Source organism: Rhizobium sp. K33 (assembly GCF_056501445.1).
Genome location: NZ_CP096478.1, coordinates 4,529,760 through 4,548,432 on the forward strand (window position 1 = coordinate 4,529,760; position 18,673 = coordinate 4,548,432).

Below are 18,673 nucleotides of genomic sequence, written 5' to 3' on the forward strand. Positions count from 1 at the left end.
CCGGTGGGGACCGGAGCGGGAGAATCACTCAGGCCGACAGCACCATGGCCCAGTAGGGGCGGTTGCCGGAAGCAGAATCCCAGGCCACGGCGACGCCGAGCCCGTTGAAGCCCCCAAGCATGTTGTCGAGATGCCGCTTGGAATCGATCCAGGCCTGCACCGCGCGCTCGACCGTATCCTGGCCGGCTGCGATGTTTTCGGCCGCAGGTAGCGGCACGCCATGGCCCTTCATCCGGGCGCCGAAGCTGTCGTTGAATCCGATCAGATGCGACATTTCCCCCGCACGCGCCATCCGCTTGGCCTGGGCGATGGCCGCGACCTCCGCCGGACGGCTGCGCGAGAGTGACGAGAGCCCCCGCGACTGGCGCAGGCGATTGACCATTGGCAGGGCAGCGTCCGTCTCGGCCCGCGACTGGCCGTCGTCGGGATTGAGGATGTCGGTGGAGCGGCAGCCGGCAATGGCCGCCGTCAAGAGGCCGGCCGAGACCAGGATCAGCCGGCGGCGGGGCAGGGCGAACTGGGTCATCGGCTGCTCAGTTCCGGGAGGCAAAAAGGCGCAGCAGAATGAAGGCGGGAATGACCACGGTCGCACCGATCAACAGATACTGGCCGACCCGTCCGAGAGCATCGAACCCGGTATACCAGAGGTCCAGGATAAAATGCCGGATGCCGTTCAGGAGGTCGACCGGATCGAGCCCGAAAACGGACATCACGAAGCCGACGATGAGCGAAACGACGATCAGCTTGACGAGCGTACGGCCCGGGGTGTCGCCGAGAAATCGATTGAGGCCATCAGCCATGCATATCTCCTGTTGTCGTCCGCTGATATGGGCGCGGTCCGTCTGCCCCGCAAGTCGGTGAAGCAGCGGCTTGCGATAGGACTTGAGTTTTTTCTGGCGATCGGTCAAGACCGCGCGCCCACTCCATGCTGGACCATTCCAGGCTGGCGGGCGCAAGGATCTCTTCGATGCACCCCACCCAGTTTTCCTCCGGCGACGTCATCGCCGACCGCCGCGCTGATTATGCCCGCATGCTTGCCGAGAATGGCGAACATGAGGCGGCCGTGGAATTGATGGAGCAGGCTCTGGAACTGGTGCCCGATTGGCCGGCAGGCCTGTTGAGGCTCGCCGACTATGCCGAGAAGGTCGGACTGACCGCGAAGGCCGTGCCCGCCCTGCGTCGACTGCTGGACCTCGATCCCGAGGATCTGTTCGGCGCACAGCTGAAACTGGCTCTGCTCGGCGCGGAAGAGGTGCCGGATCAGCCGCCGTCTCGCTATGTCGAAGCTCTGTTCGATGACTATGCCGAGCGCTTTGACACCGCACTGGTCGAGAAACTGGACTATTCTGTCCCGCAAAAGCTTGCCCGATTGATCGTCGAGCAGGTGGATCGAGACTTCGGCCTCGCCGTCGACCTCGGCTGCGGCACGGGCCTCTTCGGCGCGGAAATCCGCGACAGGGTCAGGCGCCTCGAAGGTTTCGACCTCTCGGCCAACATGCTGATGAAGGCGGAAGAGAAGGGACATTACGACCTGCTCGCGAAAGCCGACCTGTCGCTCGATCCGGCAATGTCGGGGCTTTTCGAGGCGGGGCTTGAACGCGGCCGTGCCGATCTGGTCTCCGCAGCCGACGTGCTGATGTATCTCGGCGATCTCGCCAATGCCTTCGCGCTTGCCGCGCTGGTCGCGGAACCCGAAGCGCTCTTTGCTTTTTCGGTCGAAGATGCGGGCGAGGGAGATGGTTTCATCCTCGCACCAAGCCTGCGTTACGCACATACCGAACAGCATGTCCGGCAGCGTCTCGAGGAAAACGGCTTCGAACTTCTCAAACTCACCCGCACCACCATTCGCATGGATGGCGGAAAACCGGTCTCCGGCATTCTGTTTCTTGCGAGCCGGATGGCTTAAGAAGCAGCATTCTTGCGAATTGCTCCATAGGTCAGGCTTGCTGACCTATCACCCTTGTTTTCCAGTGGATCTCGCGTAATTTGAGTGCCTGAGATCACCTTCTGGAGACGTGACATGGCGCAGTTGACGAGCATGCTGGGAATCTGGAACTCGAACCCGACCCGCCACACGCCCGCCGAAGATCTTCAGGGTCTGGTCGCCGGCAGCCTGATCGCCGCGCTCGGTCTCTATTTCCTCGCCCAGGTCGGGCTCCTGACCGGTGGCATGGCGGGGCTCGCCTTCGTCCTGCATTATTGGAGCGGCTGGAGCTTCGGTCTCCTCTTCTTTGTGCTCAATCTGCCCTTCTACATCCTGTCGCTGCGCCGTGTGGGCCTCGACTTCACGCTGAAGACATTCGCAGCCGTTGGCCTGACCTCCTTCATCGTCGAAATCGAGAGCCGCTTTCTCGTCATTCAGAGCATCGCGCCAATCTGGGCGGCGATCCTGGGCGGCCTTCTCCTCGGCTTCGGTCTCCTGGCGCTTTACCGCCACCGCGCCAGCCTCGGAGGCCTCGGCATTCTCGCCGTCTATATCCAGGACCGCTTCGGCATCCGCGCTGGCTTGGTCCAGCTCGGTTTCGACCTCTGCGTCATGGCGCTGGCCTTCGCAGTCGTCAGCCCGTCCGTGGTGCTCTATTCGGTGATCGGCGCCGTGGTCCTGAACCTCTTCCTCGCCATCAACCACCGCTCGGACCGGTACATCGCGCTGAGATAACCGCTTAGTCCGTACGTTTCGTCACTGAAAGCTGCCGAAGCTGGTAGCTTTCGGCAAAATGCTGTTTGACGAGGTCAAACCAGTCTGTCGGAAGGGGGCCGAGGACGCAGGTGTCCTCAATGAGCCTCTTCTGTGAAATCCACTGAGCGGGCCGCAGATCTGGGCCCGGCCAGACGAAAAGATTGAGCTCGTCGGTGTAAATCCACTGCGGACGGTCATCGAGACCGATATGGCGGCAGAGCTTTCGCGGCACCTGCAGCGCCCGTCGTGTCGCGGCGGGTGGCATATGTGAGATGCCCAGAGCATAGACGATTGTCGCGCCAAAATCGTCCTTCTTTGCCAGCAAGAGCGCGGTCGGATAGGTCTTCTCTCCATCCTCTCGTCGCTTAGCCTTGCTGGACCAGAGATACTCGTAAGCGATTATATGTCCAATGGGAGGTTCCGCCGGGATTCTCATCCGAGGAAACCGTCAACGTGGCTCCGCAGGCTCATCGGGCAGGTCATCAAGGTTGTACGGTTGGTCGCTAGTCACCTCGGCCTGCATGATTGCCTCGATCTCACCGATGCTGAGCGCTTCCACCGGCATGTTCACGCGGAAGCGCTCCCAAAGCTGCTGAAACATTTCGGCCGACACGAGATAGGCCGTTGGCCGACCGTAGCGGGTGATCTCAACCGGACCCTGATAGATTCGCTCGTGCCACTCGCCGAAATTCTTCTGAAACTCGGAGGCAGGTACGCTAGCCATGACATCTCCTTTTTCCGTAAGTTACGGAAGATAGCACTTTACTCTTACTTTCTCAACATTGCCCAGAGACAGGCTGGGCACCGTATCACCTCTTCTCTTTCCTCGCCCGTCCACTACCTTGGGGCGGTGACAACAGCTGATTCCGCCCTTGCCCTGCTGCCTGCCCCCTTCCTCCGCTGGTTCGGCGAGAAGGGCTGGCATCCGCGTGACCATCAGCTGGAGCTTCTGGGCCGGGCGAGATCGGGCGAAAGCGGTGGCGAAAGCCTGCTTCTGATCGCGCCGACCGGTGCCGGTAAAACGCTGGCCGGCTTTCTGCCGTCACTGACGGAACTCACCGAGCGCGGGCGCAAAAAGCCGGGCGAAGCCTTTACCGGCATCCACACGCTCTACATTTCGCCGCTCAAGGCGCTTGCCGTCGACATCGAGCGCAATCTGATGAAGCCCGTCATCGAGATGGGGCTTCCGATCACCATCGAGAACCGCACCGGTGACACTCCAGCCTCGAAGCGCCAGCGGCAGAAGACCAATCCGCCGGATATCCTGCTGACGACGCCGGAGCAGGTGGCGCTTCTGATCTCGCATTCGGATGCGGAGCGCTTTTTCAAGGACCTGCGTTACGTCATCTTCGACGAACTGCATTCGCTGGTCACATCCAAGCGCGGCCATCTTCTGTCGCTCGGCCTTGCGCGTCTGCGGAAGCTTGCGCCCGGCCTGAAGACCATCGGCCTCTCCGCCACGGTGGCCCAGCCGATGGACCTGCGCCGCTGGCTGGTGGCGCAGCCGGACGAGGGCGAGAGAGCCGCCGGCATTATCACGGTCGACGGCGGTGCGCGACCGAACATCACCATCCTGCAGACGGAGGATCGCATTCCCTGGTCCGGGCACCGGGCCGTCTACGCCATTCCAGAGATCTACAAGGTGCTGAAGGAGTTTCAGACGACGCTGCTCTTCGTCAACACGCGATCCCAGGCCGAGATGCTGTTTCAGGAACTCTGGACGGTGAACGACGACAATCTGCCGATTGCGCTCCACCATGGCTCCCTCGATGTTTCCCAGCGCCGCAAGGTGGAAGCCGCCATGGCCGAAAATCGTCTGCGTGCGGTAGTGGCCACTTCGACGCTCGATCTCGGGATCGACTGGGGCGACGTCGATCTCGTCATCCATGTCGGTGCGCCCAAGGGTGCCTCCCGCCTTGCTCAACGGATCGGCCGCGCCAATCACCGGATGGACGAACCCTCGCGCGCAATCCTGGTGCCGGCCAATCGCTTCGAGGTGATGGAGTGCCAGGCCGCCCTCGATGCCAACTATATCGGCGCGCAGGATACGCCGCCCGTCGGCCAAGGCTCGCTCGATGTGCTGGCCCAGCATGTGCTCGGCATGGCCTGTGCCGATGCCTTCGACGAGGAGGACCTCTATCGCGAGGTGACGACGGCGCTTCCCTATGCTGACCTGCCGCGCGAGACCTTTGCCCGCATCGTTGATTTCGTCGCGACCGGCGGCTACGCGCTTCGCACATACGAACGTTACGCCCGCATCCGCCGCCGCAAGGATGGACTATGGCGCGTCTCAAATCCGCAGGTCGCCCAGCAATATCGCCTCAACCTCGGCACCATCGTCGAAATGCCGATGCTCAATGTCCGTCTCGTCAAGCGCAACCATCTGGGCTCGATCGGTCGCGGCGGCATGACGCTCGGCAAGGTCGAGGAGTATTTCTTCGAGCAGCTGACCCAGGGCGATACCTTCCTGTTCTCGGGCAAGGTGCTGCGCTTCGAGGGCATAAGGGACAACGAATGTCTCGTGTCGAACGCCTTTTCCATGGACCCGAAGATCCCGGCCTATGCCGGCGGCAAGTTCCCGCTCTCGACTTATTTGGCAGATCAGGTCCGCGCCATGCTCGACGACCCCGAGCGCCGCATGAGCCTGCCCGACCAGGTGCGGGACTGGCTGTCCTTGCAGGCGGAGAAGTCGGTCTTGCCCAAACGCGGCGACCTCCTGATCGAGACCTTCCCGCGCGGCGAGCGCTTCTACATGGTGATCTATGCCTTCGAGGGCCGGCTCGCGCATCAGACGCTCGGCATGTTGCTCACCCGCCGTCTGGAGCGGATGCGCGCCAAGCCCCTGGGCTTTGTCGCGACCGATTACGCTCTTGCGATCTGGGGCCTGGAGGACATGGGGTCTCTGATCGCGCGCGGCGCCTTGAGCCTCTCCGAACTCTTCGACCAGGACATGCTGGGCGACGATCTGGAAACCTGGCTCGACGAGAGCTTCATGCTGAAGCGCACCTTCCGCAACTGTGCCGTCATCGCCGGCCTGATCGAGCAGCGTCATCCCGGTAAGGAAAAGTCCGGTCGGCAGGTGACCGTCTCCTCCGACCTGATCTATGACGTCCTCCGCAGCCACGAACCGGACCACATCCTGATGCAGGCGACGCGACAGGATGCCGCCGCAGGACTTTTGGACATTGCCCGCCTTGCCGATATGCTGGAGCGAATCAAGGGGCATATCTTGCACAAGCGCCTCATGCAGATCTCGCCGCTCGCCGTCCCGGTGATGCTGGAGATCGGCAAGGAGCCGGTGGCGGGTGAGGCCCAGGAGCACGTGCTGTCCATGGCGGCGGAAGATCTGATCGCCGAAGCCATGGCGTGAATCAGGCAGACCGGCTATGACGAGGCCTGATGCTGCGGAATGAACAGATGACGGGTATGACGGCCCGGCGCCTCGCGCCGATCGAGACAGTGGAGACGACGACCGAGATTGCCCTTTCGGGTGTCGCGGCCGTTTGTGATCTCACCGGCGCCATGTACCTGCCGGATCATCGCACGCTCGTGGTCTCGGATCTGCACCTCGAGAAAGGCTCAGCCTTTGCCAGACGTGGCCAGTTGCTGCCCCCTTACGACACACTTGCCACGCTCCGCATGCTGGAAAATGTCGTGGCGCGCTACGAGCCGACCACGATCGTCAGCCTGGGCGACAATTTCCACGACCGCGTCGGCTCGGCCCTGATGCCCACGCTGTTCCGCGAGATGATCTTCGGCCTGGCCGGTGGACGCGATTTCGTCTGGATCAACGGCAACCATGATCCGGATGGCACCACGGCTCTGCCGGGCATCTCGGTGGATGAGTTTTCGCTTGCCGGACTGACCTTCCGCCATGAGCCCTCGCTTGCCCATGGCAAGGGCGAAGTTGCCGGCCATCTTCACCCCTCGGCGACCGTCCGCCGCCGCGAAAAATCCGTTCGTCGTCCCTGTTTTGCGACTGACGGCCTGCGCATGATCATGCCCTCCTTCGGCGTCACCACCGGCGGCCTCGACCTGCGCCACAAGGCCTTCACCGGTCTCTTTGCCCGCACCGATCTGATCGCCCACCTCCTCGGCCGCGATCGGATCTACTCGGTCCGCTATGGGAATCTTTTGGGCTAACCGTCAGTCCTTGCGGAAGATCAGGCTTGCGGCCCAGCCTGTGATCAGGGCGAGCAGCACCGCGAAGGCACCGTAGGCGAGGGGGCGCTGATGGGCAGCCTCTGTGATCGCCTCTTCGAGACCTGTCTTGATGACGCGGAGCGGCAGTTCTTTTTCGGCGATGAACTGCCCCGACTTGAAGAGATAGGCATGCACCATGTGTACGCCGTTCGGGATATTGGCCGGGAGCCGGAGCGTCGCCTTGAACAGGCTTGATGACACGAAGCGAACGCCGCCGGTATCGCGCTGGTAGAGCCCGCCGGACTGCTTCAGCCGTCGGAAGGCATCGCGAAACTCGCCAAGATTGGCAGCATTGCTGATAAAGCCCGTGGGCGTCAGCGCCACGTGATCGATCCCGATGCCAAGCGAGGTCAGGACATCGTCGGGTGCGATTTCTTCCACCGGCCGCGTGCTGGCGAGCGAGTAGGAAATCGGCATCTGCTCGAAGGTCAGAGAGGTGCGGTTCACCCAGATCCCGAAGAGCCGTTCTTTCCGGCGCACGGTCGTCCAGTCGCGCGGCCCCTCGAGCGTCACCACCACGTCATACTGGCCGATCGCCAGGAGCAACTGGTCGGTATTCGTCAGCGCCCCGAAAATCGTGAGGTCGGCGCCGGAGAAATCCGAGGTGATGGCGATTTCGCTGGTCGAGGTTCCGATGTCCAGCCCTTCGGTTTCCGCAAGCTGCGACGTCAGCGGATCCTGCGCCGCAACCGGGATCGGCAGCGATGTGAGAACGAGCAGTGCGAGGGCGACGAGAGGTGAACGCATCTCAACCCCCGATCGCCAGCGAGTAGATGTCGTCAGGCGTCACGACCAGTTCGATCGCGAGGCGCACGCCGACGGCCAGCACGAGCAGGCCGAGCAGGGCGCGCAGTTGCTCCCCGCGCAGCTTCTGGCCAACGCGCACGCCGTATTGAGCCCCGATCACGCCTGCGACCATCAGAATGAAGGCGAGCACGATGTCGACGGAATAGTTGGTCGCGGCCTGGACGATCGTGGTGTAGGCGGTGGTGAAGATGATCTGGAAGAGCGAGGTGCCGACAACGACATTGGTCGGGATGCGGAGCAGATAGATCATGGCGGGCACCATGATGAAGCCGCCGCCGACACCCATGACCGAGGTCAGGATGCCGATGCCGAAGCCAAGCGCCAGGATCGGGATGACGCTCAGATAGATCTTCGACTTCTTGAACCGCATCTTGAAGGGCAGCCGATGCACCCAGTTGTGCTGGCCGGGCCGCTTCAGCGGTGCCGCCTCGTTTCGCGCGGCGCGTCTGAGCGCCCGCAGGCTCTCCGCCAGCATCAGCCCGCCCACCGTGCCGAGGAAGACGACGTAGAGGAGCGAGATGATCAGGTCGAGCTGGCCGAGGCGTCTGAGCCAGGAAAAGATGTAGACACCGATCGTCGCGCCGACGAGACCCCCGACAAGCAGGACCGTCCCGAGCTTCATGTCCAGCGTTCCGCGCCGGAAATGCGAGATGGCACCAGAGACCGAGGAGGCCACCACCTGGTTCGCACCGGTCGCGACCGCGACCACGGGCGGGATGTTGTAGAAGATCAGAAGCGGAGTGATGAGGAAGCCGCCGCCCACGCCGAACATGCCCGAGAGGAAACCGACAGCCGCGCCCATGCCGAGGATGATGAACACGTTGACCGACAACTCGGCGATCGGCAGATAGATCGTCACGTCAGGACCTCAAATGCAGGCAGCCGCGCACTCGGGCGCGGTCACATCAGGGCTTCCCGCCCTTTGCTCTTACTCATGCTGGGTGGCAGCAAGTCCTTGATCGGACTTGCTCCCTATCGAATTCTTTCTTGCGCCTCGCGGCCAATCAAGTCAATTCGCGAGCCCGTCATAGACCCTGATTCGCGGTCTTTTGTGACAGGCGCATCATTTGTTGCGCTGGAGCAGTTCCGTCACCAGCTTGTCCGTCACCTGGCCCGTCGGTTCTTCCCCGATGGAGGTTTGGAAAGCCTTGATCGCTGCCACCGTTTTCGCGCCCATCACGCCGTCGGGCGCGCCGGCGTCGAAGCCGTTCTTGTTGAGAATGGCCTGAATGTTGCGGATTGCTTTCTTCATGTCGACGCTGGCCGTCTTCAGGCCCTTGCCGGCCCATTCGTCCGGCGTATTGGCGGAGTTTGCGTCCGGGTTGAGCTCCTTCGGCTTCCAGGAGTCCACGTCGGCGCGCGCCCGCTCCAGCTGGTCCGGCTTCAGCGCATTGGCCACTTCGTCACGCTTCTGGGCGGCATCGGTATCGCCACCCTTGGCGGCAATCGCGAACCACTTGTAGGAGGCGACGAGATCCTGAGCGGTGCCGTTGCCACGGGCGCTGAGGATCGCCAGGTTGAACTGGCTGTCCGACACGCCGTATTCGGAGGCTTTGGTGAACCACTCGACCGCCTTCGCGTAATCCTGTGCGCCATCCTTGCCCGAGGCATAGATGACGGCGAGGTTGTGCATGGCGCTGGCATTGCCGGCATTGGCGGCCATCTCGTAGTAGCGCTTCGCTTCCGCGATATTGGGTGCGACGCCCGTTCCCTTTTCAAGGAAGTTCGCAAGGCGGTACTGGGCGAGCGCGAAGCCCTTGTCGGCGGAAAGGCGGTACCACTTGGCCGCTTCGGCGAAGTCATTTGCGACGCCCCGGCCGTCCGTATAGCGCGCGCCGATTTCGAAGAGCGCCAGCGGATCCCCATTCTTGGCAGCAATCGACAGGGACGGCGGCGTGATTTCGGCGGGTACGACGATCTCGGCCGATGGCGCGGCCGGCTGGATCTCCTCGGCCACCACCACCTTGGCAGGTTCGGCGGGCGCGGGGGCGAGCGTCGAGGCAACCGGTGCGGCTACGGAGGGCTCGAGCGTCTGTGTGGGACCAGTCGGAGCCGGCGCCATTAGGGCGTTGACGGGTGCGGCATTGCCGGCCTGGACAGGTTCGGCTGAGACCACATCCGATGCCGCAGCGATCGGCTCGTCCGTCTCGGCGGGAGCCTCCGCCATATCCTCCGCGGGCAGGGCCGTCGGCTCCACCACTGCATTGGCTTCGACGCCGGTTTCGACAGCATCACCCGGTGCCGCATCGGCCGGAACGGCTTCACTGGTCTGTTCTGCGGCGGATTGCTCGACAACGGCCGGCGCTTCGCTGCGGGTCAGCGTGTTGACCAGCGGCATGGCCATGGCGGCGAGCAGGATAGCGCCGACGGCCATCAGGATCGGCCGGCGATAGCGGGTAAACAGCGAAGGCTCGCCGCCCTTGGCCTTGGCCTTCACGTCGGCCATCGTCTTGTTGCCCGAGGGGGCGGCCTTCTGGGCGCGGTCCATCTCCATGGCGGCCGCCTGCGCGGCGCGGCGTGCAGCTGCGATGTAATCGGTCCGGTCGCCATTGTCCTCGGCAGCCGTGCCGGGCTTTGCCGCCTGCTGGCTGGCGCGCACGCGCTCCAGGATCTTGCGCACGTCTGGCGCACCGGAACCCGGCTCCAGCAATTCATTGGCATCATCGGGCGGGATCACATCGACCGGATCAATCGATGGCGCGGGGTCGATGGCCTGGCGAGCCTCGACGGGTGCCTTCGGGCCCTTCTTGCCGGGCATCAGCTTCTTGCCGAGACCAGCAAGCAGGCTCGGCTTGGCGGCCTTCTTCTCGCGCGCGGCGTCGATGACCGGCAGGGCCGTCATGGTCTGGGCAAAGTCGTCGGCTGCGGCGAGCAGTTCCTCGTCGATCGGATGCGGAGCCTGTGCGGCAGGCTCGACGACCACGCGCTCCGGCTGCGATGCGGCAACAGGCATTTCGGCAGCCCGCTGCTGCGGTGCGCTCGCAAGTGGTGCCTGACCGAAGAGTGGTGCGGGTTCCGTCTGGTAGCTCGGATGATGCAGCTCATCGAGCCGGCCGGCGATCTGCACGAGCGTGTCGTGCAGCGCTTCGAAGGTCCGATGGGTGCGCTCTTCCGAGTGGCGGGTGTAGTCTTCGAGCTGCCGCAGGTGATCGGACAGCGCAGAAAGCGCCGAGATGTCTGCGGCATTCGCCTGAGAGCCCGTCGGGAAACGCTGCGTGAAATTCGCCATGACCGTTTCGGCGGCCTGGCGGGCGGCTTCGATGATGTATTCGTCGCTGGTCGCCACATAGTCTTCCAGCGCGGAGATGCGGCCTGCGACCTCGGGGTCCGCCGGCGACGGCTGGCTGATCAAAGCCGAGAGATGGGCAATCTGGTCTTCGAGCCCCTTGAGGCTGGCGCTCTCGCCACCGACCGGACCCGTGGAGCTCGTCTCCTCCAGCCGGTCGACAACGGCATTCAACCGGTCTTCGAGATTGCGCAACGCGCTGTCGTCGATGACGGCAACGGCCTGCGGTGCGTCCAGTTCTTCGATGCGCCGCGCGAGGATTTCCAGCCGGTCGGCAAGGCGATCATTGACGCTGCCGCCATCGAGCGCATCGATTTTGCGGGAGATGTCGGCGAGGTAGCCGGTCAGTTCCGGAGCCGGGGCGGGCTTCTGCACCTTCTCCAGCATGTAGGAGAGCTGGTCGAGGCGCTCCTCGAGGCGAACCGTGCCCTGCTCGGCGGACAGCTGCTCGATCCGCTCGGTCAGAAGTTCCAGCCGTTCGGCCATTTCGCGCGAGACGTCATACTGGGGTGACCGGTGGTCCGAGATTGTCTCGATCTGACGGGCCAGACCGGAAAGCCGCTCCTCCAGGCGATGGAAGGTGGCGGGATCATTGCCCGGGCCGGTGTTGCGGCTGCCGGCGGCAATCGCGCGCGTGATCTCGTCGAGACGCGTGTCGAGCGCTGCAAACTGCTCCATCACCATGCGCTCGTTCGGGTCGATATGCGCGCCGATATGTTCAAGCGCGGCTGCGACGGTCACGAGCTTTTCTTCGAGCGCCCGGATGGTGCGCGTGTCGCCCATGCCGCCGAGCTGCGACTTGATGTCGTCGAGCCGGTCCGCGATGCGGATGATCTCGTCCCGCATGGCGCCCGTGTCGAGACCGTCGAGCCGCACCTCGACATCATCCCAGCGGCGCTCCATGCGACGCACGGAGTCCTCGCGGGCAAGGCCATCCATCAGCGAGCGGAGTTCGTTGAAATCGTCACGCAGACCGTCCGTGCCCGGGGCCTTCAGGCCTTCGAGCCGCTGGATGCTTTCGGCAAGGCGCGCGATGTCCTGGCGCATGTCGTCCTGCGGACGGCTCTCCTCGGCCAAGGCGCGGATCGAGCGCATCTCGTTTCTGAGGCCGGCAATCTCGTGAGATAGGCTCTCCGCGATGTCGCGCTTGAGTTCCTGGCGCAGGCCGATGAGCGCCTCGGTAAACTCGGAACCTGCGCGTGCAGGCGCGGCGGCACGGGTCGGATAGACGGGTTGCGATTCAGCGAGCGGCGGCAGGGGCTGGCGCAGCGGCGCGCGCGCCGGCAGCTCGTCGCTGCGGCTGTACAGGCTGCGATCGCCGCCGCGGATGCGGCTTTCTTCCAGCGCCCGCTGACGCTGGCGGATCTCGGCTAGCGGATCAGGCCGCTGATCGCGGTCGCTGCGGACAGGATCGTCGGCGCGACGACCGGGGATGACACGCGGTGCAGGCTCGTCTGCGCGGCTGCGGGCGGCCTGCTGGCCGATCAGGCCTTCGATCCGCGCCTCAAGCCCTTCGATTGTGCGGCTCAACGCATCCAGGGAGGATGGGCTGCCGGGCCGTTGGGTCTGGGATCGCGATCCGTTCATGGTTCTGCTCGCCTCGATGATGCCGGACGATGCTTGCGTCCGAATGCGTCCGGGTGCCCCATTTCGGCTTCGACAAAGGCGCCTGCCGTAACGGCAGGCAGGTGAGTCGGAATCGCGGATGGATCACCAGCTTTCAAACGCAACCTTTCATGAAACATGGTAAACAAGCCGTTAAGCTTCGCCTGAAATTCGCTAACGGCAGCACCTTCCGCGCTCACGTCACGCCCCGCGCAAGCGGCTTCCGTTAGGACCATCCGATAAAGCGAAAGTGACGCCCGCAAACGGCAAAAATGCCGCGGGAGAAAATTTTGACGTTTACGCGCACGTCAATTATTTGTATAAGCCTGAACAGTCCGATCCCGTCGGAACCGAAGTCTTTGGAGGAAGATGACCGATGCCTGTCTACAAGGCCCCTGTGAACGACACGCTTTTCATACTCAACGACGTCCTTGGTCTTGAGCGGTATCACAACCTGCCGGGCTTCGAAGACGCGACCCCCGACATGATCGAGGCGATCGTCGGCGAGGCGGCTAAGCTCGCGGAAGAGCAGCTTTTCCCGCTGAACCTCTCCGGTGACCAGGAAGGCTGCGTTCGTTCGGACGATGGTTCGGTCAAGACGCCGAAGGGCTTCAAGGAAGCCTACGACGCCTACTGTCAGGGTGGTTGGTTGGGTCTTGCGGTTCCGGCGGAGTTCGGCGGTCAGGGCCTGCCCTATACCCTGCATTCGGCCGTCGGTGAATACATGTCCTCGGCCAACATGGCGCTGATGATGTATCCGGGCCTGACCCAGGGCGCGATCGCGGCCATCCTGGAGCATGGCTCCGACGAGCAGAAGCAGAAGTACCTGCCGAAGATGGTCGAGGGTGTCTGGACCGGCACCATGAACCTCACCGAGCCCCATTGCGGCACCGACCTCGGACTGCTGCGCACCAAGGCGGTTCCGAACGGCGACGGCTCCTACAAGATTTCCGGCCAGAAGATCTTCATCTCGGCCGGCGAACACGACATGTCGGATAACATCATCCACCTGGTGCTGGCCCGCATCGAAGGTGCACCGGAGGGCACCAAGGGCATCTCGCTCTTCATCGTGCCGAAGTTCATGGTCGGCGACGACGGCTCCGTCGGCGCGCGCAATGGCGTCACCTGCGGTGCGATCGAGCACAAGATGGGCATCCACGGCAACGCCACTTGCGTCATGAACTATGACGAGGCGACCGGTTATCTGATCGGTGCCGAGAACAAGGGCTTGGCTGCCATGTTCGTCATGATGAACGAAGCCCGCCTCGGCGTCGGCCTGCAGGGCCTGTCGATCTCCGAGATCGCTTACCAGAACGCGGCCAACTATGCCCGCGAACGCATCCAGGGCCGCTCTCTCTCCGGTGCCAAGGCGCCGGAAAAGAAGGCCGATCCGATCATCGTGCATCCGGACATCCGCCGCGCCCTGCTGACGATCAAGTCCTTCAACGAAGCCGGCCGTGCCTTCACGCTCTGGACGGCCTTGAAGTCCGACATCGCCCACCGCTCGGGTGATGCCGCTGAAAAGCAGCTCGCTGACGACGTGCTCGGCCTGATGACCCCGATCCTCAAGGGCGTGCTCACCGACAAGGGCTTCGACCATGCGGTCATGGCCCAGCAGGTCTATGGTGGCCACGGCTACATCGAAGAATGGGGCATGAGCCAGTATGTCCGCGATGCCCGCATCGCGATGATCTACGAAGGTGCGAACGGCATCCAGGCGCTGGACCTCGTTGGCCGCAAGCTCGGCCTCAATGGCGGTCGCGCCGTGATGGCGCTCTTCAAGGAAATCGGCGATTTCTGCGAAGAGCATCGCAATGACGAGAAGATGGCCTTCTTCACCAAGGGCCTGAAGAAGGGCTTGAACGACCTGCAGGCTTCCACCATGTGGTTCATGCAGAATGCAATGGCCAAGCCCGACAACGCCGGTGCCGGCTCGACCGATTACATGCACCTCTTCGGCCTCGTCGTGCTCGGCTACATGTGGGCGAAGATGGCGAAGGCCGCCAACGACAACCTTGCCGCAGGCTCTGGCGATGCCGATTACTACAAGAACAAGCTGTTGACCGGCCGCTTCTACATGGAAAAGGTCATGCCGGAGACGGGCCTGCGCAAGGCCCGCATCGAGACCGGCGCCGACAGCCTGATGGAAATGGCCGCGGAAGCGTTTTGAGTTTTTGCCCCTCACCCTACCCTCTCCCCGCATGCGGGGAGAGGGGAAGCGGCCGCTGCGGCTTGGGTAACAGTCCACGCGGCCTATGATGGTTCCTCCTTCTCCCCGCCTGCGGGGAGAAGGTGCCGGCAGGCGGATGAGGGGTTACGCCCCGTCAAGATCAAGGCGCCCCTGCGCGCCCAAGGGAGAGAGACGATGACTGAAGTCTTCATTTATGACCACGTGCGCACGCCCCGCGGGCGCGGCAAGAAGGACGGATCGCTGCACGAAGTGCCGACACCGCGCCTGGCCGCCAAGACGCTGGAAGCGCTGCGCGACCGCAACGGCCTCGACACCTCGACCGTCGACGACATCATCTTCGGCTGCGTCGACCCGGTCATGGAAGCCGGCGCCGTCATCCCGAAGGCCGCCGCCTTCGAGGCAGGTTATGATTTCGCAGCCCCAGGCATCCAGATCTCGCGCTTCTGCGCATCCGGTCTCGATGCGATCAACCTCGCCGCCGGCAAGGTCAAGGCCGGCTCGGACGATATCGTCATCGCCGGTGGCGTGGAAAGCATGTCACGCGTCGGCATGGGCATGTCGGGCGGCGCCTGGTACATGGACCCCTCGGTCAACTTCCCCGGCTATTTCATGCCGCAGGGCGTGTCCGCTGACCTGATCGCCACCAAGTATGGCTTCACCCGCGACGACGTCGACGCCTATGCCGTCGAGAGCCAGAAGCGCGCCGCCGCGTCCTGGGCCGCCGGCAACTTCGCCAAGTCCGTCATCCCCGTGAAGGACGGCAATGGCCTCGTCATCCTCGACCGCGACGAGCACATGCGCCCCGGCACGGACATGCAGTCGCTGGCAAGCCTCAACCCCTCCTTCCAGATGCCGGGCGAGATGGGCGGCTTCGAAGCCGTGGCCATCCAGGCCCATCCCGAAGTCGAGCGCATCAACTACATCCACCATGCCGGCAATTCCTCCGGCATCGTCGATGGCGCAGCGGCCGTTATCGTGGGCTCGAAGGCCGGCGGGGAAAGCATGGGCCTGAAGCCCCGTGCCCGCATTCGCGCCTTCACCAATATCGGCTCCGATCCGGCCCTCATGCTGACCGGTCCGGTCGACGTGACGGAAAAGCTCCTGAAGCGCACCGGCATGAAGATTACCGATTTCGACCTCGTCGAACTGAACGAAGCCTTTGCCGCTGTCGTCCTGCGCTTCATGCAGCATTTCGAAGTCGACCATTCCAAGATGAACGTCGCCGGCGGCGCGATCGCGATGGGCCATCCGCTCGGTGCCACCGGCGCGATGATCCTCGGCACGGTGCTGGACGAACTCGAGCGCCGCGATCTGAACACCGCGCTGGTCACGCTCTGCATCGGCGCTGGCATGGGTACGGCCACGGTGATCGAGCGCGTTTGAGGACAGCACCATGGCCGGTCATCACAACGAGACCAAACGACACTTTGAGCTGAGAAAGATCGAAGGCGACATGAAAGAGGCCGCCGAGAAGGGGCCTCCGATCCTTGCCAAGAAGGATGTCGTTTCGAACCGCATCACCTTTTGGCTCAGTGTTGTTATTCTCGGACTTCTGGTGACCTGGCTGTGTTTCGTTCTCGGCGTCTTCTGAGCGACAAGAGATTTCAGGGAAGAGGAATCCCATCATGACCTACAAGAACTTCACCATCGAGACCGACGCAGACGGCATCGCACTCGTCACCTGGGACATGCCTGACAAGTCGATGAACGTCTTCACTGTCGAAGTGATGGACGAGATCGAGAAGATCCTCGACCAGACCGTTGCCGATGATGGCATCAAGGGCGTGGTCTTCACCTCCGGCAAGTCCTCCTTCTCCGGTGGCGCCGATCTCACCATGATCAAGGGCATGTTCTCCATGCTCGAAGAGGAAAAGGCCAAGGACCCGACCGTCGCTGTCCAGAAGCTCTTCGACGCCGCCGGCCGCATGACCTGGCTGTGGCGCAAGATCGAAACCTGCGGCAAGCCGTGGGTCTCGGCGATCAACGGCACCTGCATGGGTGGCGCGACCGAACTCTCGCTCGCCTGCCATGGCCGCGTGGCGTCGAACGCGAAGTCGGTCAAGATCGGCCTGCCGGAAGTCAAGGTCGGCATCTTCCCCGGCGCCGGCGGCACGCAGCGCGTGGCGCGTCTCGCCAACACGCAGGACGCCCTGCAGATGATGACCACGGGTCAGACCCTCTCGGCCGCTCGCGCCAAGGCAATGAACCTGGTGCACCAGGTCGTCGAACCCGGCGAACTGATCAATGCTGCCAAGCAGATGATCAAGGACGGCCTGAAGCCTGTTGCCCCCTGGGATGAAAAGGGCTTCAAGGTTCCCGGTGGCGGCATCTGGACCCCGGCTTCGGCCCAGCTCTGGCCCGCAGCCTCGGCCATCCTGCGCCGCGAAACCGCCGGCAACTATCCGGCCGCGCTCGCCATCCTCAAATGCGTCTATGAAGGCCTGCAGGTGCCGTTCGACACGGGCCTGAAGATCGAGCAGCGCTATTTCACCGAGATCGTCCAGACCACCGAAGCCTATTCGATGATCCGCTCGCTCTTCGTCTCGATGCAGGAGCTGAACAAGGGCGCCCGTCGCCCGTCAGGTCAGCCGAAGTCCGAGATCAAGAAGGTCGGCGTCGTCGGCGCAGGTTTCATGGGCGCTTCGATCGCTTACGTCACGGCAGCAGCCGGCATCAATGTCGTGCTGATCGACCGTGATATGGAAGCGGCCGGCAAGGGCAAGACGCATTCGGAAGGTCTCGTTGCCGGTGCCGTCGGTAAGGGCAAGATGACCAAGGACGAGGGCGACAAGCTGCTCTCGCTCATCACGCCCTCGGACGATTATGGCACGCTTGCCGACGCCGATCTCGTCATCGAAGCCGTCTTCGAAGACCGCGACGTCAAGAAGGCCGTCATCGAGAAGGTCGAGGCCGTGCTGCCGGAAGGCGCAATCTTCGCCTCCAACACCTCGACGCTGCCGATCACCGGTCTCGCCAAGAATTCCAAGCGTCCGGTCGATTTCATCGGCATCCACTTCTTCTCGCCGGTCGAGAAGATGATGCTGACCGAAGTCATCCTCGGCAAGGAAACCGGCGACAAGGCGCTCGCTGTCGCCCTCGACTATGTTGCCGCGATCAAGAAGACCCCGATCGTCGTCAACGACACCCGCGGCTTCTTCGTCAATCGCTGCGTCCTGCGCTACATGTCCGAGAGCTACAACATGCTCATCGAAGGCGTGCCGCCGGTCATGATCGAGAATGCCGCGAAGTTCGCCGGCATGCCGGTCGGTCCGCTCGCCTTGAACGACGAAGTGGCGATCGATCTTTCCTACAAGATCCTCAAGGCCACCGTTGCCGATCTCGGCGAAAAGGCGATCGACCCGCGCCACATGGAGCTTGTTTCCCGCATGGTGGAGAAGGAAGAGCGCTTCGGCCGCAAGAACGGCAAGGGCTTCTACGACTATCCTGCAAAGCCGGCGAAGAAGCACATCTGGCCGGGCCTGAAGAATCTCTATCCGCAGCAGAAGCCGGACGCCGTGAACGTCAAGACGCTGCAGGAGCGGTTCCTTGCGACTATCGCGCTCGAAGCTGCCCGCACCGTCGAGGAAGGCATTGTGACCGATCCGCGCGAAGCCGATGTCGGCTCGATCCTGGGCTTCGGCTTTGCACCTTACACCGGTGGTGCCCTGTCCTACATCGACGGCATGGGCGTGAAGACCTTCGTGGAACTCTGCGAGCGTCTCGCCAAGGATTACGGCGCGCACTTCACCCCGACGCCGCTCCTTAAGGACATGGCCGCCAAGGGCGAGACCTTCTACGGCCGCTTCGACCCCTATGGTGAAGCCGCCAAGGCCGCCTGAGGCAAATCGGGATGAGTTGGAAAAGGCGGCTTTCGGGCCGCCTTTTCTGTTTTGGCTACACA

At 63.2% G+C, this 18,673-nt stretch carries 15 protein-coding genes; 8 read left to right on the forward strand and 7 right to left on the reverse strand.

Annotated elements, in window-relative coordinates; all coding sequences use genetic code 11:
* Window positions 1-28 precede the first annotated feature (28 nt).
* Both M1E12_RS21870 and M1E12_RS21875 read right to left on the reverse strand, forming a co-directional pair.
* The gene (locus M1E12_RS21870; RefSeq protein WP_113460052.1) at window positions 29-526 is read right to left on the reverse strand and encodes a CAP domain-containing protein; all 498 of its coding nucleotides are present in this window, start codon (window positions 524-526) and stop codon (window positions 29-31) included.
* A 7-nt stretch (window positions 527-533) separates the two neighbouring features.
* Entirely contained in the window at window positions 534-800 is a 267-nt protein-coding gene (locus M1E12_RS21875) for a DUF6460 domain-containing protein (protein WP_113460051.1), read from the reverse strand.
* Between the two features lie 167 nt (window positions 801-967).
* Between M1E12_RS21875 and M1E12_RS21880 the strand changes: the two genes are divergently transcribed.
* Window positions 968-1,906: a class I SAM-dependent methyltransferase gene (locus tag M1E12_RS21880; RefSeq protein ID WP_479563270.1), complete on the forward strand. Its 939-nt coding sequence runs from the start codon at window positions 968-970 to the stop codon at window positions 1,904-1,906.
* A gap of 114 nt (window positions 1,907-2,020) precedes the next feature.
* Window positions 2,021-2,659, forward strand: a complete 639-nt coding sequence (locus tag M1E12_RS21885) for a YitT family protein (RefSeq protein WP_113460050.1) — start codon at window positions 2,021-2,023, stop codon at window positions 2,657-2,659.
* A gap of 4 nt (window positions 2,660-2,663) precedes the next feature.
* Here the strand turns inward: M1E12_RS21885 and M1E12_RS21890 are convergent, their stop codons facing one another.
* Entirely contained in the window at window positions 2,664-3,005 is a 342-nt protein-coding gene (locus M1E12_RS21890; RefSeq protein ID WP_479563271.1) for a hypothetical protein, read from the reverse strand.
* 123 nt (window positions 3,006-3,128) lie between these two features.
* Complete coding sequence (locus tag M1E12_RS21895) at window positions 3,129-3,404, reverse strand: type II toxin-antitoxin system Phd/YefM family antitoxin (protein WP_479563272.1); 276 nt, start codon at window positions 3,402-3,404, stop codon at window positions 3,129-3,131.
* Between the two features lie 126 nt (window positions 3,405-3,530).
* Between M1E12_RS21895 and M1E12_RS21900 the strand changes: the two genes are divergently transcribed.
* Together M1E12_RS21900 and pdeM are read left to right on the forward strand one after the other, a co-directional pair.
* Entirely contained in the window at window positions 3,531-6,050 is a 2,520-nt protein-coding gene (locus M1E12_RS21900; RefSeq protein WP_479563273.1) for a ligase-associated DNA damage response DEXH box helicase, read from the forward strand.
* A 56-nt stretch (window positions 6,051-6,106) separates the two neighbouring features.
* Window positions 6,107-6,823 (forward strand): ligase-associated DNA damage response endonuclease PdeM, encoded by a 717-nt coding sequence (gene pdeM / locus M1E12_RS21905; protein WP_479564942.1) that lies wholly within the window; start codon window positions 6,107-6,109, stop codon window positions 6,821-6,823.
* Between the two features lie 3 nt (window positions 6,824-6,826).
* Here the strand turns inward: pdeM and M1E12_RS21910 are convergent, their stop codons facing one another.
* From M1E12_RS21910 to M1E12_RS21920, 3 genes are all read right to left on the reverse strand, one after another.
* Window positions 6,827-7,630 (reverse strand): TIGR02186 family protein, encoded by an 804-nt coding sequence (locus tag M1E12_RS21910; RefSeq protein WP_479563274.1) that lies wholly within the window; start codon window positions 7,628-7,630, stop codon window positions 6,827-6,829.
* A gap of 1 nt (window position 7,631) precedes the next feature.
* Entirely contained in the window at window positions 7,632-8,549 is a 918-nt protein-coding gene (locus tag M1E12_RS21915; protein ID WP_136542716.1) for a sulfite exporter TauE/SafE family protein, read from the reverse strand.
* Window positions 8,550-8,753: 204 nt separating this feature from the next.
* Window positions 8,754-12,563 carry a peptidoglycan-binding protein gene (locus M1E12_RS21920; RefSeq protein ID WP_479563275.1) on the reverse strand — a complete coding sequence of 1,270 codons (3,810 nt, stop codon included), beginning with the start codon at window positions 12,561-12,563 and terminating at the stop codon, window positions 8,754-8,756.
* Window positions 12,564-12,957: 394 nt separating this feature from the next.
* Between M1E12_RS21920 and M1E12_RS21925 the strand changes: the two genes are divergently transcribed.
* The 4 genes from M1E12_RS21925 (at window position 12,958) to M1E12_RS21940 (ending at window position 18,611) form a co-directional block, all read left to right on the forward strand.
* The gene (locus M1E12_RS21925; protein ID WP_479563276.1) at window positions 12,958-14,751 is read left to right on the forward strand and encodes an acyl-CoA dehydrogenase C-terminal domain-containing protein; all 1,794 of its coding nucleotides are present in this window, start codon (window positions 12,958-12,960) and stop codon (window positions 14,749-14,751) included.
* Window positions 14,752-14,946: 195 nt separating this feature from the next.
* Window positions 14,947-16,155 carry an acetyl-CoA C-acetyltransferase gene (locus M1E12_RS21930; protein ID WP_479563277.1) on the forward strand — a complete coding sequence of 403 codons (1,209 nt, stop codon included), beginning with the start codon at window positions 14,947-14,949 and terminating at the stop codon, window positions 16,153-16,155.
* Window positions 16,156-16,165: 10 nt separating this feature from the next.
* Entirely contained in the window at window positions 16,166-16,363 is a 198-nt protein-coding gene (locus M1E12_RS21935) for a hypothetical protein (RefSeq protein WP_479563278.1), read from the forward strand.
* A 34-nt stretch (window positions 16,364-16,397) separates the two neighbouring features.
* Window positions 16,398-18,611, forward strand: a complete 2,214-nt coding sequence (locus M1E12_RS21940) for an FAD-dependent oxidoreductase (protein ID WP_479563279.1) — start codon at window positions 16,398-16,400, stop codon at window positions 18,609-18,611.
* The last annotated feature ends 62 nt before the right edge of the window (window positions 18,612-18,673 follow it).